This window comes from Mycolicibacterium arenosum, from assembly GCF_024320865.1.
Lineage (GTDB): Bacteria > Actinomycetota > Actinomycetes > Mycobacteriales > Mycobacteriaceae > Mycobacterium > Mycobacterium arenosum.
Genome location: NZ_JANDBD010000004.1, coordinates 99507 through 122807, shown reverse-complemented (window position 1 = coordinate 122807; position 23301 = coordinate 99507). Strand labels below are relative to the sequence as shown.

Genomic DNA, 23301 nt, shown 5'->3' with positions numbered 1-23301 from the left:
CGGCGTCGCCTCAGCTCAACCGAGTTGTCAGGCGATGTCGGCGACGAAGGTGCCCTGGCGCTTGGCGAGCTTGGCGGGCACCGAAGGCAGGGCGGGGTCGACGGTGCCCGCGGGGAGCACGCGTGGATTGACCAGGTGGAGGTCCTTGCGGCCCACGCGGATATCGGCCTCGCCGGCGGCGAGCACGTTCTTCACCCAGTTGGTCTTGCCGTGCATGAGACCGATCGCCACCAGATCGTTCTTGCGGTAGGCGGTGACGATCGTCTCGAAGTCCTTGCCGGACGTCCGGCCACGGTGCTTGATCACCGCGAAGCCGGGCATCCACTTCGAGAACGGCTTGACCAGCGGGTTGAAGTACTTGATCTGCGCACGCTCGAGCCACACCGGCATGAGCATGGGCACGCCGGGCGCGTTGTTGGGATGTGTTTCCCGAGATTCTGGCGCTGACATGACGGCCTCCGTATTCGATTTGTACTGCTCTGGGACAATAAACCAGTGCGAGGAAATCCCACGGAGTCCAATGTCGCCGCAGGGGCGGCTCCGCCCGTCCGCATGTCGCGCATCGATCTACGCGGTCAACGCCTGTCGACGGCGGACCTGCGCGCGGTGCTGCCGCGAGGCGGCGTCGACGTCGACTCGGTGGTGCCGAAGGTCCGTCCGATCGTCGACGCGATCGTCGAACGCGGCGCCGTCGCGGCGCTCGAGTACGGCGAGTCCTTCGACGGCGTGCGTCCGGACACCGTTCGCGTACCCGCCGAACGCCTGGCCGCCGCCCTCGCTGAACTCGCCCCGGATGTACGCATCGCCCTCGAGGTGGCCATCGAGCGCACCCGCATCGTGCACGCCGACCAGCGCCGCATCGACACGACGACGACGCTCGCGGCCGGTGCAACCGTCACGGAGAAGTGGGTGCCCGTCGAACGCGTAGGGCTCTACGTCCCCGGCGGCAACGCGGTCTACCCCTCGAGCGTCGTGATGAACGTGGTGCCCGCGCAGACCGCCGGTGTCGACTCCCTGGTCATCGCGAGCCCGCCACAGGCCGCGTTCGGCGGCCTGCCGCACCCGACCATCCTCGCCGCCGCGGCACTGCTCGGCGTCGACGAGGTGTGGGCGGTCGGCGGCGCGCAGGGTGTCGCGCTCCTGGCCTACGGCGGGACCGACACCGACGGCGGTGAGCTCGCCCCCGTCGACATGATCACCGGCCCCGGCAACATCTACGTCACCGCCGCCAAGCGGATCTGCCGATCGCAGGTCGGCATCGACGCCGAAGCCGGTCCCACCGAGATCGCGATCCTCGCCGACCACTCCGCGGATCCCGCGCACATCGCCGCCGACCTGATCAGCCAGGCCGAGCACGACGAGATGGCCGCATCGGTGCTCGTCACGACCAGCACCGACCTCGCCGATGCCGCGGCCGCCGAAGTCGCCGCGCAGGTCGCCACCACCGTGCACCGCGAGCGCGTGACAGCGGCCCTGACGGGTCGGCAGTCGGCGATCGTGCTCGTCGACGACGTCGACGCCGGTGTGCGCGTCGTCAACGCCTACGCAGCCGAGCACCTCGAGATCCAGACCGTCGACGCCTCCGCGGTGGCGGGCCGGATCCGTTCCGCGGGTGCGATATTCGTCGGGCCGTGGTCGCCGGTCAGCCTCGGTGACTACTGCGCAGGGTCCAACCACGTGCTGCCGACGGCGGGGTGCGCGCGGCACTCCAGCGGCCTCTCGGTGCAGACGTTCCTGCGGGGCATCCACCTCGTCGACTACACCGAGGCCGCGTTGAAAGACGTGTCGGGCTACGTGATCACGCTCGCGCAGGCGGAGAACCTGCCGGCGCACGGAGAGGCAGTTCGACGGAGGTTCGAGTCGTGACGCGCAGGATCACCCTGGAGGACCTGCCGCTGCGGGACAACCTGCGCGGCAAGTCGCCGTACGGGGCACCGCAACTGTCGGTTCCGGTGCGGCTCAACACCAATGAGAATCCGCACCCGCCGACACAGGCGCTCATCGACGACGTCGCGGCCTCGGTGCGCGACGCGGCAGCGGACCTGCACCGCTATCCCGATCGCGACTCCGTCCAGCTCCGCGCCGATCTGGCCGCCTACCTGAGTGCGCGGACCGGCGTCGAACTGACCGTCGACAACCTCTGGGCGGCCAACGGCTCCAACGAGATCCTGCAGCAGCTGCTGCAGGCGTTCGGTGGTCCGGGGCGCAGCGCCATCGGTTTCGTGCCGTCGTACTCGATGCACCCGATCATCTCCGACGGCACCCAGACCGACTGGCTGGAGGCCGCCCGCGCCGATGACTTCGGTCTGGACGTCGAGGTCGCCGTCGACGCGATCGCCGCGCGCCGCCCCGACGTGGTCTTCCTTGCGAGCCCGAACAACCCGTCGGGACAGAGCGTTCCGCTGGACGACCTCCGGCGCCTGCTCGACGAGGCACCCGGCATCGTGATCGTCGACGAGGCGTACGGCGAGTTCTCATCGCAGCCGAGCGCCGTGCGGCTCATCGCCGACTACCCGGCCAAGCTCGTCGTCACCCGCACCATGAGCAAGGCGTTCGCGTTCGCCGGTGGCCGGCTGGGCTACCTGGTGGCCGATCCTGCGGTGATCGACGCGCTGCTGCTCGTCCGGCTGCCCTACCACCTGTCGTCCCTCACACAGGCCGCGGCGCGCGCGGCACTGCGGCACGCGGACGACACGCTCGGGAGCGTCGCGCTGCTGATCGCCGAACGCGATCGGGTGTCGAAATCGCTGTCCGACATGGGTTTCCGGGTGATCCCGAGCGATGCGAACTTCGTGCTCTTCGGCGATTTCGCCGACGCGCCCGCCTCATGGCAGCGCTACCTCGATGCCGGCGTGCTGATCCGCGACGTCGGCGTACCCGGTTTCCTGCGGGCCACCACCGGCCTGGCCGAGGAGAACGACGCTCTCCTCGACGTGAGCGCCGCATTGGCCGACACCGAACTCGTAACAGCAGAGCAGAGCCTGCGAGGAGCTCCCGCATGACCGTCCTGGCCAACCGCCGCGCAAGGGTCGAACGCACGACCAAGGAATCCGACATCGTCGTCGACATCGACCTCGACGGTACCGGGAAGACCGACATCAGCACCGGGGTGCCGTTCTTCGACCACATGCTCACGTCGCTCGGCAGTCACGCCAGCTTCGACCTGACGGTGCACGCCAAGGGCGACATCGAGATCGAGGGCCATCACACCGTCGAGGACACCGCGATCGTGCTCGGCCAGGCGCTCGGCGAGGCGCTCGGCGACAAGAAGGGCATCCGCCGCTTCGGCGACGCGTACATCCCCATGGACGAGACGCTGGCGCACGCCGCTGTCGACGTCTCGGGCCGGCCGTACTTCGTGCACACCGGCGAGCCCGATTTCATGGTGCAGTTCACCATCGCCGGATCGAGCGCGCCGTACCACACCGTGATCAACCGCCACGTATTCGAGTCGATCGCGTTCAACGCGCGCATCGCGCTGCACGTGCGGACACTGTACGGCCGCGACCCGCACCACATCACCGAGGCCGAGTACAAGGCCGTGGCCCGCGCACTGCGCCAGGCCGTGGAGCCCGATCCGCGGGTGACCGGCGTGCCGTCCACCAAGGGCAGCCTGTGACCAAGAAGTCCCTGGTTGTCCTGGACTACGGGTCCGGCAATCTCCGGTCGGCTCAGCGTGCCCTCGAAAGGGTCGGCGCCACAGTAGAGGTCACCTCCGACCCCGCCGCCGCGGCGGCAGCGGACGGGCTCGTCGTTCCCGGCGTCGGCGCGTACGAGGCCTGCATGAAGGGCCTGCGCGGAATCGACGGCGAGCGCATCATCGCCGACCGGTTGGCCGCAGGGCACCCGGTGCTCGGCATCTGCGTCGGCATGCAGATCCTGTTCGCCCGCGGCGTCGAGTTCGGCGTGGAGACGGCGGGGTGCGGGCAGTGGCCGGGCTCGGTGGTGAAGATCGACGCGCCGGTGACGCCGCACATGGGATGGAACGTCGTCTCAGCGGGTGCGGGCAGCGCGCTGTTCAAGGGCATCGACGCCGACACCAGGTTCTACTTCGTGCACTCCTACGCCGCACAGGCCTGGGAGGGTGATGAGCACGCGGTGCTGACGTGGGCCACCCATCACGTACCGTTCCTTGCCGCGGTCGAATGCGGGCCGCTGTCGGCGACGCAGTTCCACCCCGAGAAGAGTGGCGATGCGGGCGCGACGTTGTTGAGCAATTGGGTTGAAGGGCTGTGATGTGACTCCACTGATTCTGCTTCCGGCCGTCGACGTGGTCGACGGCCAGGCGGTGCGACTGGTGCAGGGTGTAGCGGGGAGTGAAACCGACTACGGTTCGGCCCTCGACGCCGCCCTGGGCTGGCAGCGCGACGGCGCCGAGTGGATCCACCTGGTGGATCTCGACGCGGCGTTCGGGCGCGGCTCGAATCGCGAGTTGCTCGCCGAGGTGATCGGCAAACTCGATGTGGCCGTTGAACTCTCCGGCGGCATCCGTGACGACGCGTCCCTGACGGCGGCGCTCGACAGCGGTTGCGCGCGGGTGAATCTCGGCACCGCCGCACTGGAGAACCCGAAGTGGTGCGCGAAGGCGATCGCCGAGCACGGTGACAAGGTGGCCGTCGGCCTGGACGTCAAGATCGTGGACGGCCAGCACCGGTTGCGCGGACGCGGCTGGGAGACCGACGGCGGCGACCTGTGGCCGGTGCTCGACCGACTCAACAGCGAGGGGTGCACGCGGTTCGTCGTCACCGACGTCACCAAGGACGGCACCCTCAACGGGCCGAACCTCGATCTGCTGGCCGGCGTCGCCGAGCGCACCGACGCCCCGGTGATCGCCTCGGGCGGGGTGTCGAGCATTGAGGACCTGCGCGCCATCGCCACGCTGACCGACCGCGGTGTCGAGGGTGCGATCGTCGGAAAGGCGCTCTATGCGGGACGATTCACGCTGCCCGAGGCGCTCGACGCCGTGAGCCGGTAGCGCGAGTGGCACTGGACGAGGCCGATCTCGACGGACTGGTGGCCACGGCCGCGGCGATTCTGGACGAGGCGGCGGGCCCGTTCCTGGCGGGCCGCGGCGCCGAGTCCGCGGTGCAGAAGAAGGGCAACGACTTCGCCACCGAGGTCGATCTCGCGATCGAACGGCAGGTGGTCGACGCACTTCAGTCCGCCACCGGAATCGGCGTGCACGGGGAGGAGTTCGGCGGAGCGCCGCTGGACTCGCCGCTGGTGTGGGTGCTCGATCCGATCGACGGCACGTTCAACTACGCCGCCGGGTCGCCGATGGCCGCCATCCTGCTCGGCCTGGTCCGCGACGGTGAGCCGGTGGCGGGACTGACCTGGCTGCCCTTCACCGACGAGCGGTACACCGGTGTCGTCGGCAAGCCCCTGCGACGCAACGGTGTTGATCAGCCACCGCTGGAGTCGATCGAACTGGCCGATGCGATCGTCGGGCTGACGACGTTCAACGTGGACTCGCGCGGCCGGGTGCCCGGTCGGTACCGCCTGGCGGTCATCGAGAACCTCAGTCGTCGGTGCTCCCGCATGCGCATGCACGGCGCCACCGGCGTGGACCTCGCCTACGCCGCCGCGGGGATTCTGGCGGGCGCCATCAGTTTCAGCGGGAAGGTCTGGGACCACGCTGCGGGCGTCGCGCTGATGCGGTCCGCAGGCGGCGTCGTGACCGACCTGGCCGGAAACGACTGGACGGTCGACTGCCCCTCGGCGTTGGCCGCGAATCCCGGCACGCACGGTCAACTGCTGGACCTGATCCGCTCGGTCGGCGATGTGGAGGACTTCTGATGGGTGTCGCCGTGCGGGTGATCCCGTGTCTCGACGTCGATGACGGCCGCGTCGTTAAGGGCGTGAATTTCGAGAACCTCAGGGATGCGGGCGATCCCGTCGAACTGGCGGCTGCCTACGACGCGGAGGGGGCCGACGAGTTGACCTTCCTCGACGTGACCGCGTCGTCGTCGGGGCGCGCCACGATGCTCGACGTGGTGCGACGCACCGCCGAGCAGGTCTTCATCCCGCTGACGGTCGGCGGGGGAGTGCGCTCGGTCGCCGACGTGGACACGCTGCTGCGCGCGGGTGCCGACAAGGTCTCGGTGAACACCGCGGCGATCGCCCGTCCCGAGTTGCTCGCCGAACTGTCACGCCATTTCGGCTCGCAGTGCATCGTGCTGTCGGTGGACGCGCGCACGGTTCCCGACGGTGCCGAGCCGACGCCGTCGGGCTGGGAGGTCACCACGCACGGCGGTCGGACGGGCACCGGTATCGACGCCGTCGAGTGGGCCCGGCGCGGCGCCGAACTCGGTGTCGGCGAGATCCTGCTCAACTCGATGGACGCCGACGGCACCAAGGCCGGCTTCGACCTCGCGATGCTGAAGGCCGTGCGCTCCGCGGTGACCGTCCCGGTGATCGCGAGCGGCGGCGCCGGAGCGATCGACCACTTCGCTCCCGCGGTCGAGGCGGGTGCCGATGCGGTGTTGGCCGCCAGCGTGTTCCACTTCCGCGAGCTGACCATCGGCCAGGTGAAGGCGGCGATGGCGGAGGAAGGCATCGAGGTGCGCTGATGGCACTGGATCCCGATATCGCCGCGCGGCTCAAGCGCGACGCCAACGGACTCTTCGCCGCGGTCGCCCAGGAGCGCGGCACCGGTCAGGTGCTCATGGTGGCGTGGATGGACGACGAGGCCCTCGCCCGTACGCTGGCGACCCGAAGGGGCACGTACTACTCGCGGTCGCGCGGCGAGTACTGGGTCAAGGGTGAGACGTCCGGGCACACCCAGTACGTGTACTCGGTGCGGCTGGACTGCGACGGCGACACCGTGCTGCTCGAGGTCGACCAGGTCGGCGCGGCGTGCCACACCGGCGACCACACCTGCTTCGACGCCGACGAACTGCTGGCGCCCGAGTAGTCAGGCGACCCGCCACGCTCTAGACGATCCGACTGGCCTTCGCCCGCGCCGTCCAGCGGCCCTCGTCGAACCCCACGACGACCGGGTGATCGAAGGCGGCACTGACGTTCTCGGTGGTCACGACCTCGCGGGCGGGACCGGACGCCACCGTGCGGCCGTCGGCGATCAGCAGCGCGTGCGTCGTCGTGGTGGGGAGCTCCTCGAGGTGGTGGGTGACGAGGATCGACGCCACCTCGGGGTGGGTGTCGTCGAGTGCGTCCATGGTCTCGAGGAGTTGCTCGCGAGCCGCCACGTCGAGACCGGTGGTCGGCTCGTCGAGCAGCAGCAGGCGCGGCTCGGAGATCAACGCCCGCGCGATCAGCGTCCGTCCGCGCTCACCCTGCGACAGCGTCGGCCACGTGTCTTCGGCACGGGCGCGGAGCCCGACGGAGGCGATCATCGCGTCCGCGCGGGCCACGTCGGCGGCCGTCGGCGCCCAGCGCATCGGCAGGTCGATGGTGGCGGTGATGCCGGTCAGCACTACGTCGCGCACGGTCAGCGAATACTGCAGGCGATGCCGGGGATTGACGTGCCCGATCGAGTGCCGAAGGTCGGCGAGGTCGACGCGACCCATCTGCTTGCCGAGCACCCGCACGGTGCCGGACGTCGGAAACGTCACCGCCGCACAGAATCCCAGCAGGGTGCTCTTGCCGGCACCGTTCGGCCCCAGTAGCGCCCAGTGCTCGCCTTCGCCGACGAGCAGCGAGATACCGTCGATGATCTGCTTGCCGTCGCGGCGGAACGTGACGTCCGTCAGCTCGAGGACCGACTGACTCATGCCGACTGGCGCTGGCGCAGCACCTCCAGCGCCCTGTCGGCGTGGGTGTCCATCGACAGCTCGCTGGCGATCACCTCGAGCACGGAGCGGTCGACGTCGATGACGAACGTGGTGCGCTTGACGGGCATCAACTTGCCCAGCAGGCCTCGCTTCACGCCGAACTGCGTGGCTACCGCCCCGCCAACGTCGGACAGCAGCGGGTAGTCGAACTTGTGCTGCTCGGCGAACTGCGCCTGCTTGGCGACCGCGTCGGTGGAGATGCCCACGCGGCTGGCGCCGACCGCGGCGAACTCCGTGGCGAGGTCTCGGAAGTGGCAGGCCTCCTTGGTGCACCCCGACGTCATCGCCACGGGGTAGAAGAACAGCACGATCGGGCCGTCGGCGAGCAGGCTCGTCAGACTGCGCGGGGCGCCCGTCTGGTCGGGCAGTTCGAATTCGGCAACCTTGTCACCACGTTTCATTCCCCGCACGCTACGCCCGAGAACCCCGCCGCGAAAATCATTGGCGCGCGACGCCGATACCGTGACAGCGTCGAGCGCGATGGTGGATATCGACGCGTTCACGGCGAGCGGCTTCCTCAAGGTCGAGGGCGCCGTTCCGCGCGAGGTGGCCGACGCGGCGAGGGCACTGCTGTGGGAGCAGTTGGAGTGGTCGCCCGACGAGCCCGACGAGTGGACCGAGCCGGTGCGCTGGGTCGCCGACCTCACCGGGGCCGGCCCGTTCGGCGAACTCGCTCGAAGTCGCGCGGTGGCAACGGCGCTGGACGCCGTGTGCGGAGCAGGCGGCTGGCTGCCGCGCGGCGCGCTGGGCAACATCCCGGTCCGCTTTCCGGTGTCGCCACCGGCCGACGACCGCGGCTGGCACGTCGACGCCAACACCCCGCTGCCCGACGGGTCCTGGGCGGTGACGGGGCGCCCGCACACGCTGCTGCTGCTCACCCTGCTCTCCGACGTCGGCCCGGACGACGCCCCGACCCGCATCCGCTCGGGATCGCACCACCGGGTGGCCGCTGCGCTCACGGAGGCGCCCGTCGACTTCGTCGCAGCCGCGTCGGTGGTCGCCGAGGCGAGCGAGGGGTGTCCGGTGGTCCGCGCGACCGGTGGCCCCGGCGACGTATACGTCGTGCACCCGTTCACCGTGCACGCCGCCGACGTTCACCGGGGTCGCGAGCCCCGTTTCATGGCGCAGGGCCCGGTACCGCTGACCTCGCCGTTGTCGCCCTCGACCGGGACGCCGCTGGGCTGCGTCTTCACCGCCTGATGTGCGGGTGAGCGTCGAGGGTCTGGGACAATCGACGCGTGCAGTTACAGGCAGACCTCGCCGTCACGACCACGCGCGAGGAATTCCGGGCGCTGGCCGCCGAACACCGCGTGGTCCCCGTGACGCGAAAGGTGCTCGCGGACAGCGAGACCCCGCTGTCCGCCTATCGCAAGCTCGCTGCCAACCGGCCCGGCACCTTCCTGCTCGAGTCCGCCGAGAACGGGCGGTCGTGGTCGCGGTGGTCGTTCATCGGCGCGGGCGCCCCGTCCGCGCTCACGGTGCGCGACGGCGAAGCCGGCTGGTTGGGTATCACGCCCAGGGACGCCCCGCACGGCGGCGACCCGCTGGTGGCACTGCGTCAGACGCTCGACCTGCTGGCCACGGGGACGCCGTCCGGCCTCCCGCCGCTGTCCGGGGGCCTGGTCGGATTCTTCGCCTACGACATGGTGCGCAGGCTGGAGCGCCTGCCCGAACTCGCGACCGACGATCTGGGCCTGCCCGACATGCTTCTGCTGCTCGCGACCGACATCGCGGCCGTCGACCACCACGAGGGCACCATCACGCTCATCGCCAACGCGGTGAACTGGAACGGTACCGACGAGCGCGTGGACTGGGCTTACGACGACGCCGTCGCGCGCCTCGACGTCATGACGACGGCGCTCGGCGAGCCGCTTCGCTCGACGGTCGCGTCGTTCCGCAGGCCGGCGCCCGTGCACCGCGCGCAGCGGACCGTCGAGGAGTACACGGCGATCGTCGAGAAGCTCGTCGGTGACATCGAGGCGGGCGAGGCCTTTCAGGTGGTGCCGTCGCAGCGTTTCGAGATGGACACCGACGTCGATCCGATCGACGTCTACCGCATGCTGCGGGTGTCGAATCCGAGCCCGTACATGTACCTGCTGAACGTGCCGAACGATGTTGGCGAGCTTGACTTCTCGATCGTGGGATCGAGTCCGGAGGCACTCGTCACAGTGCAGGACGGCAAGGCGACCACCCATCCCATCGCAGGAACGCGGTGGCGCGGCGCGAGCGAGGAGGAGGACGTCCTCCTGGAGAAGGAACTCCTCGCCGACGAGAAGGAGCGCGCCGAGCACCTGATGCTCGTCGACCTGGGCCGCAACGACCTCGGGCGGGTCTGCGTACCCGGCACGGTCAAGGTCGAGGACTACAGCCACATCGAGCGCTACAGCCACGTGATGCACCTGGTCTCCACCGTGACCGGGCAACTCGCCGAGGGCAGAACCGCGCTCGACGCCGTGACGGCGTGCTTTCCGGCGGGCACGCTGTCCGGAGCTCCCAAGGTGCGCGCCATGGAGCTCATCGAGGAGGTCGAACTGACCCGGCGCGGGCTCTACGGGGGAGTCCTCGGCTACCTCGACTTCGCGGGCAACGCGGACTTCGCCATCGCGATCCGCACCGCGCTCATGCGCAACGGCACGGCCTACGTCCAGGCGGGCGGGGGTGTGGTCGCCGACTCCAACGGGCCCTACGAGTACACCGAGGCCGCCAATAAGGCCAGAGCGGTCCTCAGCGCCATCGCCGCGGCAGAGACACTCACCGAACCGTGATGCGCATGGCCCAGGTGCTGCTCGCGGTGGCCGGTCTGGCGCTGTGGGGCGCCTCGCGGATGGCGTGGGTGGACATCACCTCGTTCGACGGCCTCGGACACCCGAAGACGACGACGCTGTCGGGGGCGCAGTGGTCGACGGCACTCGTCCCGCTGGCCCTGCTGGTCCTCGCCGCGGCGCTCGCCGCGCTCGCCGTGCGGGGCTGGGCGCTGCGGCTGCTCGCCCTGCTGGTGGCGGTGGCCAGCGCCGGGATGGGCTACCTGGGCATCGGGCTCTGGGCCGTCAACGACATCGCGGTGCGGTCCGCCCAACTCGCCGAGGTCCCCGTCGCCGATCTGGTCTCCACCGAACGTCACCACTGGGGAGCGGGCCTGACGGTGGCGGCCGCGGCCTGCGCGCTTGCGGGGGCCGTGCTGCTCCTGCGGGTCGCCAGGTCCGGGGGCGGACGGGCCGCGGGCTCCACGAAGTACGTGGCACCGGGGGCGCGACGGGACGCGGCGCGGTCCGGCGGTGTGGACGAGGACATGTCGGAACGGATGATGTGGGACGCGCTGGACGAGGGCCGGGATCCGACCGGCGGCGACAACGAGGGCCGGTGACAGCCCGTGCGGCGCAGGCCGCTACCCTCGAACATGACAATCCGAGCCGTCTGAGACGTCTCGAGCGCGCCGTGAAGGGGAGTTGACGAGGCATGAGTTCGGGGACGGTGCTCGACTCCATCATCGAGGGAGTTCGCGCCGACGTCGCAGCCCGTGAAGCACTCGTCAGCCTCACCGAGATCAAGCAGCGCGCACAGGCCGCCAGGCCCGCCAGGGACGTGATGTCGGCGCTCCGCCTGGACGGTATCGGCGTCATCGCCGAAGTGAAGCGCGCCAGCCCGTCCCGCGGCGAGCTCGCCACGATCACCGACCCGGCCAAGCTGGCCCGCGCGTACGCCGAGGGCGGTGCCAGGATCATCAGCGTGCTCACCGAGGAGCGCCGGTTCCACGGCTCACTCGCCGACCTCGACGCCGTGCGCGCCGCCGTGTCGATTCCGGTGCTGCGCAAGGACTTCATCGTGCGGCCGTATCAGATTCACGAAGCGCGCGCGCACGGCGCCGACATGCTGCTGCTCATCGTCGCGGCGCTCGAACAGGACGCGCTGGTGTCGCTGCTCGAACGCACCGAGTCGCTGGGCATGACGGCGCTCGTCGAGGTGCACACCGAGGAGGAAGCGGACCGCGCACTGCAGGCGGGCGCCTCCGTGATCGGCGTCAACGCCCGCAACCTCAAGACCCTCGAGGTCGACCGGGACTGCTTCGCGCGGATCGCTCCCGGTCTGCCGTCCAACGTCATCCGCGTGGCTGAGTCCGGTGTCCGCGGCACCAACGACCTGCTCGCCTACGCCGGGGCCGGCGCTGACGCCGTGCTCGTCGGCGAGGGTCTGGTGACGAGCGGCGACCCGCGCAGCGCCGTGGCCGACCTGGTGACCGCGGGAACCCATCCGTCGTGCCCGAAGCCCGCCCGCTGAGCGATGGTGAACAAGCCGGGGCCGCAGTTGCCCAGCGCCAGTGCGGCTGTCGCCGAACCCACGCGGTTCGATCCCGACGCCAAGGGGCATTTCGGTAGTTACGGCGGCAGATTGGTGCCCGAGGCGCTGATGGCCGTCATCGAGGAGGTCACCGCCGCCTACGAGAAGGCGCGCACGGATCAGACGTTCCTCGACGAGTTGGACCGGCTGCAGACGCACTACACCGGGCGGCCGTCGCCGCTGTACGAGGCGACGCGACTGTCCGACCACGCGGGCGGCGCTCGACTCTTCCTCAAGCGAGAAGACCTCAACCACACCGGATCTCACAAGATCAACAACGTGCTCGGTCAGGCGCTGCTGGCTCGTCAGATGGGCAAGACGCGCGTCATCGCCGAGACCGGCGCCGGCCAGCACGGTGTCGCCACCGCGACCGCCTGCGCGCTGCTCGGTCTGGAGTGCGTGATCTACATGGGCGCGGTCGACACCGCGCGCCAGGCCCTGAACGTTGCGCGAATGCGGCTGCTGGGCGCCGAGGTGGTGTCGGTGGAGTCCGGGTCGAAGACCCTGAAGGACGCCATCAACGAGACGTTCCGCGACTGGGTGGCCCACGCCGACGAGACCTACTACTGCTTCGGTACCGCCGCGGGACCCCACCCGTTCCCGACGATGGTGCGCGACTTCCAGCGGGTCATCGGCATGGAAGCGCGCGTCCAGATCGTCGAGCAGACGGGCGGTCTGCCCGATGCGGTCACCGCCTGCATCGGCGGCGGCTCCAACGCCATCGGCGTGTTCCACGCGTTCATCGACGATCCGGGCGTTCGGCTGGTCGGCTACGAGGCGGCGGGCGACGGCGTCGAAACCGGCAGGCACGCCGCGACCTTCACCGGAGGTACGCCCGGCGCCTTCCAGGGTTCGTTCTCCTACCTGCTGCAGGACGAGGACGGTCAGACGATCGAATCGCACTCGATCTCAGCCGGTTTGGACTACCCGGGGGTGGGGCCCGAGCACGCCCACCTCAAGGACCTCGGTCGCGCCGAGTACCAGCCGATCACCGACACCGAGGCGATGGACGCGTTCGCCCTGCTGTGCCGGACCGAGGGCATCATCCCCGCGATCGAGTCGGCACACGCCGTGGCGGGAGCGCTCAAGCTCGGTGTCGAACTCGGGCCGGGGGCCGTCATCGTGGTCAACCTGTCGGGTCGAGGCGACAAGGACGTCGAGACCGCGGCGAAGTGGTTCGGTCTCATGGACGACAAGGGCACCGTATCGTGACGAGTCGCCTGTCGACCGTGTTCGACGCCTGCCGCGCTGAGGGCAGGTCGGCACTGATCGGATACCTTCCCACGGGCTACCCCGACGTCGACACGTCGATCGAGGCCATGGTCGCCATGGTCGAAAGTGGTTGCGACATCATCGAGGTCGGTATCGCGTACTCCGATCCGGGGATGGACGGTCCCGTGATCGCCGCCGCCACCGAAGTCGCCCTGCAAGGCGGCGTGCGGGTGCGGGATGCGCTCAAGGCGGTCGAGGCGATCAGCAACGCGGGCGGCAGCGCGGTCGTCATGTCCTACTGGAACCCGGTGCTGCGCTGGGGGGTCGACGCGTTCGCACGCGATCTCGCCGCCGCGGGCGGGCTGGGCGTGATCACCCCCGATCTCATTCCCGACGAGGCCGACGAGTGGTTCGCGGTGTCCGACGCCCACGACCTCGACCGCATCTTCCTGGTCGCTCCGTCGTCGACACCCGAACGGCTCGCAGCGACCGTGGAGGCGTCGCGCGGATTCGTCTACGCCGCTTCGACGATGGGGGTCACCGGCGCACGTGACGCGGTGTCGTCAGCTGCCCCGGAACTGGTGGCCCGTGTCAAGGAGATCTCCGACATCCCCGTCGGTGTCGGTCTCGGTGTCCGCTCGCGTGAGCAGGCCGCGGAGATCGGCGCCTACGCCGACGGCGTGATCGTCGGCTCCGCACTGGTGTCGGCGCTGGCCGACGGGCTGCCCGCCGTGCGGGCCCTGACAAGGGAACTCGCCGAAGGCGTGCGACAGAGGATTTCAGCGTGACCTCAATGATCTTGGCCAGCATTCCGAGTCCGTCTCAGGGTGTCTGGCACATCGGGATCATTCCCATCCGCGCCTACGCACTCTGCATCGTCGCGGGTATCGTCGCCGCGCTGATCGTCGGCGATCGGCGGTGGGTCGCACGCGGTGGTGAGCGCGGCGTCATCTACGACATCGCGCTCTGGGCCGTGCCTTTCGGCTTGATCGGCGGCCGGCTCTATCACGTGATCACCGACTGGTCGACGTACTTCGGCGACGGTGGCGCGGGTATCGCCGGGGCGTTGCGGATCTGGGACGGCGGCCTGGGCATCTGGGGTGCGGTCGCGCTCGGCGGCGTCGGAGCGTGGCTCGGCTGCCGACAGCGCGGAATACCGTTGCCCGCGTTCGGCGATGCGATCGCGCCGGGGATCATCCTCGCGCAGGCGATCGGTCGGCTGGGCAACTACTTCAATCAGGAGTTGTACGGCCGCGAGACGGATATGCCGTGGGGCCTGATCATCTACGACCGCGAGAACGCCGCGGGCCAGCGGGACATGCTGAACGGTGTTTCCACCGGCGTGCCGCTGTTCGAGAATCCGGTGCACCCGACGTTCCTCTACGAACTGCTGTGGAACCTGCTGGTTTTCGCGGTGCTGATCTGGGCTGACCGCCGCTTCAAACTCGGGCACGGCAGGCTGTTCGCGCTGTACGTCGCGGGCTACTGTCTGGGTCGCTTCTGGATCGAGCTCATGCGCAGCGACTACGCGACGCTCATCGCGGGCATCCGCGTCAACACGTTCACCTCGACGTTCGTGTTCATCGGCGCGGTCATCTACATCATGGCGGCGAAGAAGGGCCGGGAGGATCCGAAGTCCTTGCGCGGCAACGCAGACGACGAGTTGGCCCCGGCCGGCTCGACGTCCGACGACATGGCCCCTGCGGGTGCAGTCGCGGTGGCGACTGCAGCAACGGTGGTGACGACGAAGTCCGAGGACCGCGGTGACGCTCCGCCGGCGGCCGAACAGGCTGAGCCCGAATCCGAGGTCGCGGCCGAGGCCCTGGACCTCGCCGAGGCGGTCGACGAGACGTCGGACGAGGAGATCATCGCCGCGGAGGAGTTCGCCGAGAAGGTGGCCGACGCGCGCGCTGACTCGGAGGGTCTTGGGTCCGTCGACGCCGAGGAGTTGGCCGAGGCGCAGGCCGATGCACCGGAGGTGCACGAAGCGGCCGTCGAGGCCGCGGCCGACGCGGAAGCCGTCGCCGACGAGGTCGCCGAGGAAGCCGAGGCTGAGGGGCTGGAGGCGGAAGCGCCCGGGGCCGAGGAGCCTGCCGACTCGGAGGGTCTCGGCTCTGTCGACGCCGAGGAGTTGGCCGAGGCGCAGGCCGATGCTCCTGAGGTGCACGAAGCGGCCGTCGAGGCCGCGGCCGACGCGGAAGCGGTTGCCGACGAGGTCGCCGAGGAAGCCGAGGGTGAGGGGCTGGAGGCGGAAGCGCCCGGGGCCGAGGAGCCTGCCGACTCGGAGGGTCTCGGCTCTGTCGACGCCGAGGAGTTGGCCGAGGCGCAGGCCGATGCTCCTGAGGTGCACGAAGCGGCCGTCGAGGCCGCGGGCGAGGCGGAAGCCACGGCAGAGGATCTTGCCGAGGAGCCTGCAGCCGAGCCCGACGAACCGGCGGCCGAGGACTCCGAGTCCGACGGGCTGGGTGCGGTCGAGGGTGATGAGGTCGCCGCGGCTGTCGAGGAAGCCGAGGCGGTGCACGATGAGGCTGTCGAGGCCGCTGACGAGGCGGAAGCGACAGCGGAGGATGTCGCCGAGGAGCCTGCAGCCGAGCCCGACGAACCGGCGGCCGAGGACTCCGAGTCCGACGGGCTGGGTGCGGTCGAGGGTGATGAGGTCGCCGCGGCTGTCGAGGAAGCCGAGGCGGTGCACGATGAGGCTGTCGAGGCCGCTGACGAGGCGGAAGCCACAGCGGAGGACGTCGCCGAGGAGCCTGGCGAGGCCGTAGAACCGGCGGCCGAGGACTCCGAACCTGAGTCCGACGGGCTGGGTGCGGTCGAGGGTGATGAGGTCGCCGCGGCTGTCGAGGACGCCGAGGCGGTGCACGTTGAGGCGGCCGAGGACGTCGCCGCCGAGCCGGAGCCGGACGAACCCGCCGCCGTCGAATCGACGACGACCGCGTCGTCCGGACCGCGCAAGCGCTGGTGGCGCCGCGGCTCCTGACCGGAGCTCTGGCATCCTGAACTGGTGACGGCGCCAGGCAACACCCCCTCCGCGGCCCCGAGTCGGGCGCGGCAGTACACGGCGCTGGGCACGGCTGCCGTGCTGGGTGGCGCGCTCGCCTACATCGGACTCGCCGATCCGCACCGGCCGGGATTCCTGTTTCCGGCCTGTCCGTTCAAGGCGATGACGGGTTGGGACTGTCCCGGCTGCGGTGGGCTCCGCATGACCCACGACGTCCTGCACGGCGACCTCTCGGCCGCGGTGGTCGACAACGTCTTCGTCCTCGTCGGCGCACCGCTGCTCACGCTGTGGTTGCTCGTTCGGTGGCGCCTCGGCCGGACGCTGATGCCCGCCATCGCGTGGGTCACCATCGTGGCGGCGGCGATCGTGTGGACGGTGGTCCGCAACTGGCCCGGGTTCCCGCTGGTTCCCACGTTCACCGGCGGGTAGCGCACGCGCCCGGTGCCGAATGCCAACGGCACCAACACCTTTGCCGTCGACATCCGCTTCCTACCCGCCGCGAGCGACACACACCGAGATCGAGGTCGGTGTCGATGTGACAGTGCACACGTTGCGGGCGGTTGCGTTGCGGGCGCTGGCCGTCGGCGATCTCGGCGAGGGACACGCACGTCGTGATGATCGGCGCGTGGTGATGCCGGCGCGGACTATCGGGCACTGCGCAGCAGCAGGCTGCGACGACGCGCGGCTCGACTACAACGTCGAATCGTCGGAACTGCGCGACGACCCGCGGTCACCGTGGCCCACCTCAACGCTGGTGCTCCTGACATCACCCGCCCACGTGGGGGCGACCCTCGACGTTACGAGGTTGCGGTGCAACGGTTCCGACGAGAACGGACACGTCGGTGCGATGGAGATCGCCGAGGTGCGGACAGAACGCGACGCGGACGGGCACCGACCGTGCGAAACGGCCTTGCTCGCGATCGGGTTCGAGGGTGGCGAGCGCATGGCCCTGTCGGGCGGGCTGGGGCTGGGCCGTCGCGGAGGGCCGCAGTGCCGCGCACGCCGTCGACGCCCACCTCGCGGGAGCCGGATCTGCCGACCCCCGTCACGCGCGGCGCCCTCCCGCTGGGCCGTCGTCTGAATCGATTAACGACTATGCTCACGTCACGTGAATAGACGCGGGAAAATCGTCTGTACCCTCGGCCCGGCCACCGGCACGGGCGAGCAGATCAAGGCGCTGGTCGAAGCGGGAATGGACGTGGCCAGGCTGAACTTCAGCCACGGTGACTACCCCGACCACGAAACGAACTACAAACTGGTGCGCGCGGCGTCCGACGTCACGGGGCGCGCCGTCGGAATACTGGCCGACCTGCAGGGCCCCAAGATCCGGCTCGGCCGGTTCGCCGACGGCCCGACCGTCTGGGCGGCGGGCGAAACGGTGCGGATCACCGTGGAGGATTACGAGGGCACGCACGATCGCGTGTCGACCACCTACAAGCGCCTGGCCCAGGACGCGTCGCCCGGTGACCGGGTACTCGTCGACGACGGCAACATCGGGCTGGTCGTCGAACACATCGACGGCAACGACGTCGTCTGCTCGGTCACCGAGGGCGGCAAGGTCAGCAACAACAAGGGCATGTCCCTGCCGGGCATGAACGTGTCCGCCCCGGCGCTGTCCGAGAAGGACATCGAGGACCTCGAGTTCGCCCTGCGCCTCGGCGTCGACCTGGTGGCGCTGTCGTTCGTGCGGTCGCCGTCGGACATCGAGCTCGTCCACGAGGTGATGGACCGGGTCGGCAGGCGCGTGCCCGTCATCGCCAAGCTCGAGAAGCCGGAGGCGATCGACAACCTCGAGGCCATCGTGCTGGCGTTCGACGCGATCATGGTCGCCCGCGGTGACCTGGGCGTCGAGCTGCCGCTCGAGGAGGTCCCGCTGGTCCAGAAGCGGGCCATCCAGATGGCGCGGGAGAACGCCAAACCCGTCATCGTGGCCACCCAGATGCTCGAATCGATGATCGAGAACTCGCGTCCCACCCGTGCCGAGGCGTCCGACGTCGCCAACGCGGTGCTCGACGGCGCCGACGCCGTGATGCTCTCGGGTGAGACGTCGGTCGGAAAGTACCCGCTGGAGGCGGTCCGGACGATGGCCCGCATCGTGAGCGCGGTCGAGGAGAACTCCACGGCGGCGCCACCGTTGACGCACACCCCGCGAACCAAGCGCGGCGTCATCTCGTATGCCGCCCGTGACATCGGCGAGCGGCTCGAGGCCAAGGCGCTGGTGGCGTTCACGCAGTCCGGTGACACCCTGCGACGGCTGGCCCGGCTGCACACCCCGATTCCGCTGCTGGCGTTCACGCCGCTGCCGGAGGTGCGCAGCCAGTTGGCGCTGACCTGGGGCACGGAGACGTTCATCGTGCCGCACATGGAGACCACCGACGGGATGATCCGTCAGGTCGACGAGTCGCTGCTCTCCCTGGGCCGCTACAAGCGAGGCGACCTGGTGGTCATCGTCGCGGGCGCTCCGCCGGGGACAGTAGGCTCGACGAACCTGATCCACGTGCACCGGATCGGCGAGGACGACCACTAACCACCGAGGAGGCTCTGCGTTGTCAGCGCGCGACTGCGAGGAACTGCTGGCGACGCTGGAGCTGACGCCCGTCGGCGACGACGAGTTCACCGGATCGCACCCGAGTAGGAATCCGATCCGCACCTTCGGTGGCCAGATGATGGCGCAGGCGTTCGTCGCCGCCAGCCGGACCGTCCGGGCCGGGCTTCCACCGAGCGCCCTGTCGATGCACTTCATCGCGGGCGGTGATCCGCAACGCGATCTCGAGTTCACCGTCGTCCGACTGCGCGACGAGCGCAGGTTCGCCAACCGCCGCGTCGACGTCGTCCAGGACGGCGTGCTGCTGGGCTCGGCGCTGGTGTCCCACCTGGCCGGCGGCCGCGGCCTCGAACACGATGTGGTCGCACCCGAGGTCGAGCCGCCCGACGGACTGCCGAAGATCGGCGAGCTACTCGCCGGATACGAGGAGACGGTGCCGCACTTCGCCAGCGCTCTGCGCCCGATCGAGTGGCGCTACACCAACGATCCGGCGTGGGTGATGCGCGACAAGGGCGAGAAGCTCTCGCACAACCGGGTCTGGATGAAGTCCGAGGGCGAGCTGCCCGACGACCCGGTGCTGCACGCCGCGGCGCTGGTCTACTCGTCCGACACCACGGTGCTGGATTCGATCATCACCACCCACGGGCTGTCGTGGGGCTTCGACCGGATATTCGCGGTCACGATGAACCACTCGGTCTGGTTCCACCGCCCCATTCGGTTCGACGAGTGGGTGCTGTACTCGACGTCGTCACCCGTGGCTGCCGACTCACGAGGGCTGGGTACCGGGCACTTCTTCAACGCCGACGGCCGGGTGCTGGCGACCGTGGTTCAGGAGGGGATCGTCAAGCACTTCCCGGCGTCGGGCTAGTCGTCGCGCCGAACAGTTCGTCGATGCGCTCCTGCAGGTCGTCCATGCAGCGCCGCGCGCCCTCCTGATCGGAGGTCTTCGCGGCGCAATCCAGGTAGGCGGGCATCTCGACTTCGCGAGCGAACCGCACCCACGCGGGGATGAGCGCCAGCGACACCACGACGGCGAGCACGCCCAGCGCGATGCCCGACGTGGCGACGGTGCGGTTGTCGGCTTCGGCGCGCGCCACCCGGCCGCGTCCGACGAGGCCCATGACGATGCCGACGGCGCCGAGGAGAACCCCGCCCAGAACCGACCAGCAGATCGCCAGACCGCCCACGGCGACGACGAGCGCCGTGGTGCCGATCCAGTTCTTCCTCCTCGGCGCCATCGGGGCGGAGAGTGGCTGCGGGTGCGGTGGCGGGCCGCCGTAGTACTGGGTCATCCGGGCCGAGGGTACTCGCCGGCCGCGGTGCTCACCGTCAGGCAGTCGAGGCCCTCGGGCAGGTGGTGGGTCGCCACGACGACGGCCCGATCGGCGGAGAACAGCGCGCCGGGGGTCAGCAGGTCGATCAGCATGCGCGGGCCGTCGGTGACGTCGAGGTGCTCGGTCGGCTCGTCCAGCAGCACGATAGGGAACCGCGACACCACAGCGCGGGCGAGCAGTAGGCGGCGGCGCTGTCCGGCCGACAGTGCGGCCGCTCCACCGACCAGCACCGTGGCCAGCCCGTCGGGAAGCTCGTCGAGCCACGGACCCAGCCCCACCCGCTGCAACGCCGCGGTGGCCTCGGCGTCGGTCACATCGCCGCGCGCGACCAGCAGATTGTCGCGCACCGTGGTGTCGAACACGTGCGCATCCTCGGCGAAATAGCCCGCCGCAGTGGGAATTCCGTACGCTTCGGCGGTAGCCAGCAGGAGCGTCGTCTTGCCGCTGCCGCTCGGGCCGACGACCGCGATCCTGGCACCGGTGTCGATCTTCAACGGGGCGCACGGCGGGCGGGCGCGGACCTCGGCGTCGGGCGCGACCATCGCCGCGAGACCGCGGGCGGCGATGCGGGCCCTGGTGAGTGCCACCGCCGCGGCGGGGAGTGCGGCCGTGGCCTCGAACGCCGACAGCGGTAGCAGCAGGAGAATCGCCAGCGTTGTGGCTGCGACCGACGGCGCGACCGTCATCGCGATGACGACCGTGGCGAGCACCGTGGCTCCGATCGCCGCGGTGGGGGCGGCTGCGGCGAACGCGGCGGGCTTGGCGGCTCGATCGGCCGCGTTGCCCCAGTCACGTTGTCGGCGAACCGCTTCGGCGATCACGTTGTCCAGCCGCCCGTTGACCCTGAGTTCGGGCGCGTGGGCCAGAGCCAGCAGGGCGGCCGCGTCGCGCTCGGTGTGATGACGGGCTGCCACCGCCTCGGTCGCCGTCGCCGCGCGCGCCGACAGCCACGGGGCCAGCACACCGGCGATCACCAGTCCAACGAGGAGGGTGAGCGCGGCCACGGGCGAGATGACCGCCAGCACGGACACCGCAGCGATCGACAGCACACCCGCGACCGCGATCGGCAGGACCGCGCGAACGAGCACATCGGACACCTCGTCGACCGATGCGCCGAAGCGGGACAGCAGTTCTCCGCTCGGTACCCGCACCACGTCGTCCGCCGGTGCATCGGCGAGCGTGCGGTACAGGCGGACGCGCGCGGTGGTCGCTGCGTCGAGTGCCACGTCGTGGGATGCCAGCCGCTCGCAGTAGCCGAACACACCGCGGCTGATACCGAGCGCGCGCACCGCCACCACGGCGACGGACAGATCCAGAACCGGAGGCATCTGCCATGCCCTGGTGATGAGCCACGCTGCGACGCCGGCGAGGGCCAGCGCGCTGCCCAGTGACAGCGCGCCGAGGGTCACCGCGAGCGCCAGTCGCGGAAGGCGCGGGCGCAGTAAACGGATCGCCCACCACAGCGGGTCACGTCGCGACAAGAGCGTCACCCCCGATCCGCACGACGCGGTCCGCGATGTCGAGGACCGCGCGGTCGTGGGCGACGACCAGCACCGCGGTGCCCGCTGCGGCCCGAGCGGCGATGGTCTCCAACACGTGAGCCCGGCTGTCGGAGTCGAGGTGCGCCGTCGGTTCGTCGAGCAGCAGGATGGGCTTGTCGGGACCCAGCACCCGTGCCAGCGCCAGGCGCTGCCGCTGGCCGAGGGACAGGCCCGCACCGTCGCGCCCGAGCCGGGTCTCCAGACCGTCGGGCAGCGCGTCGAGCACCACGTCGAATCCGGCTGCCCGACAAGCGCTGTCGATGTCGGGCAGCGGCCCGAACAGGTCGAGGTTGGCTCGGACGGTGCCCGGTACCAGCACGGGACGCTGCGGCAGCCATCCGATGGCGGGCCACACGCCCCGCAGGTCGACTGTCTCGGCGTCGTCGACGAAAACGGCCCCTTCGGTCGGTGCGGTCAGCCCGAGGAGGACCTCGATGGCGGTGCTCTTCCCGGAACCGTTCGGGCCCGTCAGGACGGTGACGACGCCGGGCTCGATGTCGAGCGAGAGATGGCGCGGGGCCGTGCCGTCGCGGCCGTCGACGCTCACCCGGTCCAGGCGAAGCCGACTCGCCGCGCTGAGGTCGGGTGCCGGACTCGCGTGGTTCGCCCGCCCGATGAGCTGGAGTGCGCTCTCTTCAGCGGTGCGCCCGTCACGGGCGGCGTGGAACTCCGCCCCTACGCGGCGCAGCGGCCAGAACACCTCGGGTGCGACGAGTAGCGCGATGAGCGCGGTGGCGAGGTCCACCTCACCGAAGACGAGGCGCAACCCCACGCTGACCGCGACCATCGCGACGCCGAGGGTGGCCAGCAGTTCGAGGACGAACGATGACATGAACGCGATGCGCAGCGTCGCCATCGCGGAACGACGATGCGCGCCACCGAGTTCGGCGATGCGGTCGGCGGGCCCCGCAGCGCGCCCGAGTGCCTTGAGCGTCGGGATACCGGCGACCAGATCGAGCGTTCGCGCGTGCAGCGTCGTCATCGCCCTCAGTGCCGCCGCCGACCGGTCCCTGGTGACCAGTCCGATCAGGATCATGAAGATCGGCACCAGCGGCAGCGCGATCACCACGATGACCGTCGACTGAAGGTCGTTGCACGCCATGACGATCACCGCGGCCGGGGTGATCAGGACGGCCAGAATCAGAGCAGGCAGGTAGCGGGTGTAATAGGGCCGGAGACCGTCGAGCCCGGTAGTCGCGAGCAGTGCCGCGTCGTCGCGTTCGGCGGCGAGTCGGCGCGGCGCTCGCGCGGTCACCACGGTCAGGACCCGTTGCTCGAGATCCGCGATCGCCGCCGTCGCGCCGCGCTGACTCAACCGGGCCTGCGCCCACTGCGCGAGCACCCTCGTCGCCCAGATCACGGCGAGCAGAACGAGTGTCGGAGTCCAGTGCGCGAGAGTGCGGGTCTCCGGTTCGGAGACGAGTCCCGCGATCACCTGTGCCATCAGCACGGCCCCCGCCAGGGTGGCCGCGGCGATGACGGCACCGCAGCACACCGATGCGACGAGGTGTCGACGCATCGCAGGCGTGCCCGGCGGAGG

The 23301-nt window shown here is 70.1% G+C and carries 25 protein-coding genes; 19 read left to right on the top strand and 6 right to left on the bottom strand.

Annotated elements, in window-relative coordinates; genetic code table 11:
- Positions 1-27: 27 nt before the first annotated feature.
- Positions 28-450 carry a nitroreductase family deazaflavin-dependent oxidoreductase gene (locus NM203_RS10690; protein ID WP_255059859.1) on the bottom strand — a complete coding sequence of 141 codons (423 nt, stop codon included), beginning with the start codon at positions 448-450 and terminating at the stop codon, positions 28-30.
- A gap of 102 nt (positions 451-552) precedes the next feature.
- On the opposite strand from NM203_RS10690, the gene hisD reads away from it, so the two are divergent.
- From hisD to hisI, 8 genes are read left to right on the top strand one after another with little or no spacing between them, the layout of a single operon-like run.
- Positions 553-1866, top strand: coding sequence for a histidinol dehydrogenase (gene hisD, locus NM203_RS10685; RefSeq protein WP_255060400.1), 1314 nt, complete (start codon positions 553-555; stop codon positions 1864-1866).
- Positions 1863-3002, top strand: a complete 1140-nt coding sequence (locus tag NM203_RS10680; RefSeq protein WP_255059858.1) for a histidinol-phosphate transaminase — start codon at positions 1863-1865, stop codon at positions 3000-3002. The genes hisD and NM203_RS10680 overlap by 4 nt, the downstream gene beginning before the upstream one ends.
- Positions 2999-3619, top strand: a complete 621-nt coding sequence (gene hisB / locus NM203_RS10675) for an imidazoleglycerol-phosphate dehydratase HisB (RefSeq protein WP_255059857.1) — start codon at positions 2999-3001, stop codon at positions 3617-3619. Before NM203_RS10680 ends, hisB begins: the two co-directional genes overlap by 4 nt.
- Entirely contained in the window at positions 3616-4236 is a 621-nt protein-coding gene (gene hisH / locus NM203_RS10670; RefSeq protein WP_255059856.1) for an imidazole glycerol phosphate synthase subunit HisH, read from the top strand. The genes hisB and hisH overlap by 4 nt, the downstream gene beginning before the upstream one ends.
- Before the next feature lies 1 nt (position 4237).
- Positions 4238-4975, top strand: a complete 738-nt coding sequence (priA, locus tag NM203_RS10665; protein WP_255059855.1) for a bifunctional 1-(5-phosphoribosyl)-5-((5-phosphoribosylamino)methylideneamino)imidazole-4-carboxamide isomerase/phosphoribosylanthranilate isomerase PriA — start codon at positions 4238-4240, stop codon at positions 4973-4975.
- 5 nt (positions 4976-4980) lie between these two features.
- Positions 4981-5796 (top strand): inositol monophosphatase family protein, encoded by an 816-nt coding sequence (locus NM203_RS10660; protein WP_255059854.1) that lies wholly within the window; start codon positions 4981-4983, stop codon positions 5794-5796.
- Positions 5796-6569: an imidazole glycerol phosphate synthase subunit HisF gene (hisF, locus tag NM203_RS10655; protein WP_255059853.1), complete on the top strand. Its 774-nt coding sequence runs from the start codon at positions 5796-5798 to the stop codon at positions 6567-6569. The genes NM203_RS10660 and hisF overlap by 1 nt, the downstream gene beginning before the upstream one ends.
- A complete protein-coding gene (gene hisI / locus NM203_RS10650) occupies positions 6569-6913 on the top strand; it encodes a phosphoribosyl-AMP cyclohydrolase (RefSeq protein WP_255059852.1) in 345 nt (114 codons plus the stop codon). The genes hisF and hisI overlap by 1 nt, the downstream gene beginning before the upstream one ends.
- Positions 6914-6932: 19 nt before the next feature.
- Here the strand turns inward: hisI and NM203_RS10645 are convergent, their stop codons facing one another.
- Positions 6933-7730, bottom strand: coding sequence for an ABC transporter ATP-binding protein (locus NM203_RS10645; RefSeq protein ID WP_255059851.1), 798 nt, complete (start codon positions 7728-7730; stop codon positions 6933-6935).
- A complete protein-coding gene (locus NM203_RS10640) occupies positions 7727-8191 on the bottom strand; it encodes a peroxiredoxin (protein WP_255059850.1) in 465 nt (154 codons plus the stop codon). Before NM203_RS10640 ends, NM203_RS10645 begins: the two co-directional genes overlap by 4 nt.
- Before the next feature lie 79 nt (positions 8192-8270).
- Here NM203_RS10640 and NM203_RS10635 point away from each other — a divergent pair, with 79 nt between their 5' ends.
- From NM203_RS10635 to NM203_RS10585, 11 genes are all read left to right on the top strand, one after another.
- Complete coding sequence (locus NM203_RS10635) at positions 8271-8990, top strand: phytanoyl-CoA dioxygenase family protein (protein WP_255059849.1); 720 nt, start codon at positions 8271-8273, stop codon at positions 8988-8990.
- A gap of 38 nt (positions 8991-9028) precedes the next feature.
- Positions 9029-10555: an anthranilate synthase component I gene (locus NM203_RS10630; RefSeq protein ID WP_255059847.1), complete on the top strand. Its 1527-nt coding sequence runs from the start codon at positions 9029-9031 to the stop codon at positions 10553-10555.
- Entirely contained in the window at positions 10552-11154 is a 603-nt protein-coding gene (locus tag NM203_RS10625; protein WP_255059846.1) for a TIGR02234 family membrane protein, read from the top strand. The genes NM203_RS10630 and NM203_RS10625 overlap by 4 nt, the downstream gene beginning before the upstream one ends.
- A gap of 92 nt (positions 11155-11246) precedes the next feature.
- Complete coding sequence (trpC, locus tag NM203_RS10620; protein ID WP_255059845.1) at positions 11247-12065, top strand: indole-3-glycerol phosphate synthase TrpC; 819 nt, start codon at positions 11247-11249, stop codon at positions 12063-12065.
- A 3-nt stretch (positions 12066-12068) separates the two neighbouring features.
- Positions 12069-13337: a tryptophan synthase subunit beta gene (gene trpB / locus NM203_RS10615; protein ID WP_255059844.1), complete on the top strand. Its 1269-nt coding sequence runs from the start codon at positions 12069-12071 to the stop codon at positions 13335-13337.
- Complete coding sequence (trpA, locus tag NM203_RS10610; RefSeq protein ID WP_255059843.1) at positions 13334-14125, top strand: tryptophan synthase subunit alpha; 792 nt, start codon at positions 13334-13336, stop codon at positions 14123-14125. The genes trpB and trpA overlap by 4 nt, the downstream gene beginning before the upstream one ends.
- The gene (gene lgt, locus NM203_RS10605) at positions 14122-16320 is read left to right on the top strand and encodes a prolipoprotein diacylglyceryl transferase (protein WP_255059842.1); all 2199 of its coding nucleotides are present in this window, start codon (positions 14122-14124) and stop codon (positions 16318-16320) included. Before trpA ends, lgt begins: the two co-directional genes overlap by 4 nt.
- A gap of 24 nt (positions 16321-16344) precedes the next feature.
- Positions 16345-16770 carry a DUF2752 domain-containing protein gene (locus NM203_RS10600; RefSeq protein ID WP_255059841.1) on the top strand — a complete coding sequence of 142 codons (426 nt, stop codon included), beginning with the start codon at positions 16345-16347 and terminating at the stop codon, positions 16768-16770.
- A 106-nt stretch (positions 16771-16876) separates the two neighbouring features.
- Positions 16877-17422, top strand: coding sequence for a hypothetical protein (locus NM203_RS10595; RefSeq protein WP_255059840.1), 546 nt, complete (start codon positions 16877-16879; stop codon positions 17420-17422).
- 27 nt (positions 17423-17449) lie between these two features.
- A complete protein-coding gene (gene pyk / locus NM203_RS10590) occupies positions 17450-18868 on the top strand; it encodes a pyruvate kinase (RefSeq protein ID WP_255059839.1) in 1419 nt (472 codons plus the stop codon).
- A 19-nt stretch (positions 18869-18887) separates the two neighbouring features.
- Positions 18888-19754, top strand: a complete 867-nt coding sequence (locus NM203_RS10585) for an acyl-CoA thioesterase II (RefSeq protein WP_255059838.1) — start codon at positions 18888-18890, stop codon at positions 19752-19754.
- Here NM203_RS10585 and NM203_RS10580 read toward each other — a convergent pair.
- From NM203_RS10580 to cydD, 3 genes are read right to left on the bottom strand one after another with little or no spacing between them, the layout of a single operon-like run.
- Positions 19729-20178, bottom strand: coding sequence for a DUF4190 domain-containing protein (locus NM203_RS10580; protein ID WP_255059837.1), 450 nt, complete (start codon positions 20176-20178; stop codon positions 19729-19731). The two genes, NM203_RS10585 and NM203_RS10580, sit on opposite strands and share 26 nt — an antisense overlap.
- Entirely contained in the window at positions 20175-21701 is a 1527-nt protein-coding gene (locus NM203_RS10575; RefSeq protein ID WP_255060398.1) for an ATP-binding cassette domain-containing protein, read from the bottom strand. The genes NM203_RS10580 and NM203_RS10575 overlap by 4 nt, the downstream gene beginning before the upstream one ends.
- Positions 21688-23280, bottom strand: a complete 1593-nt coding sequence (cydD, locus tag NM203_RS10570; protein ID WP_255060397.1) for a thiol reductant ABC exporter subunit CydD — start codon at positions 23278-23280, stop codon at positions 21688-21690. The genes NM203_RS10575 and cydD overlap by 14 nt, the downstream gene beginning before the upstream one ends.
- Positions 23281-23301 lie beyond the last annotated feature (21 nt).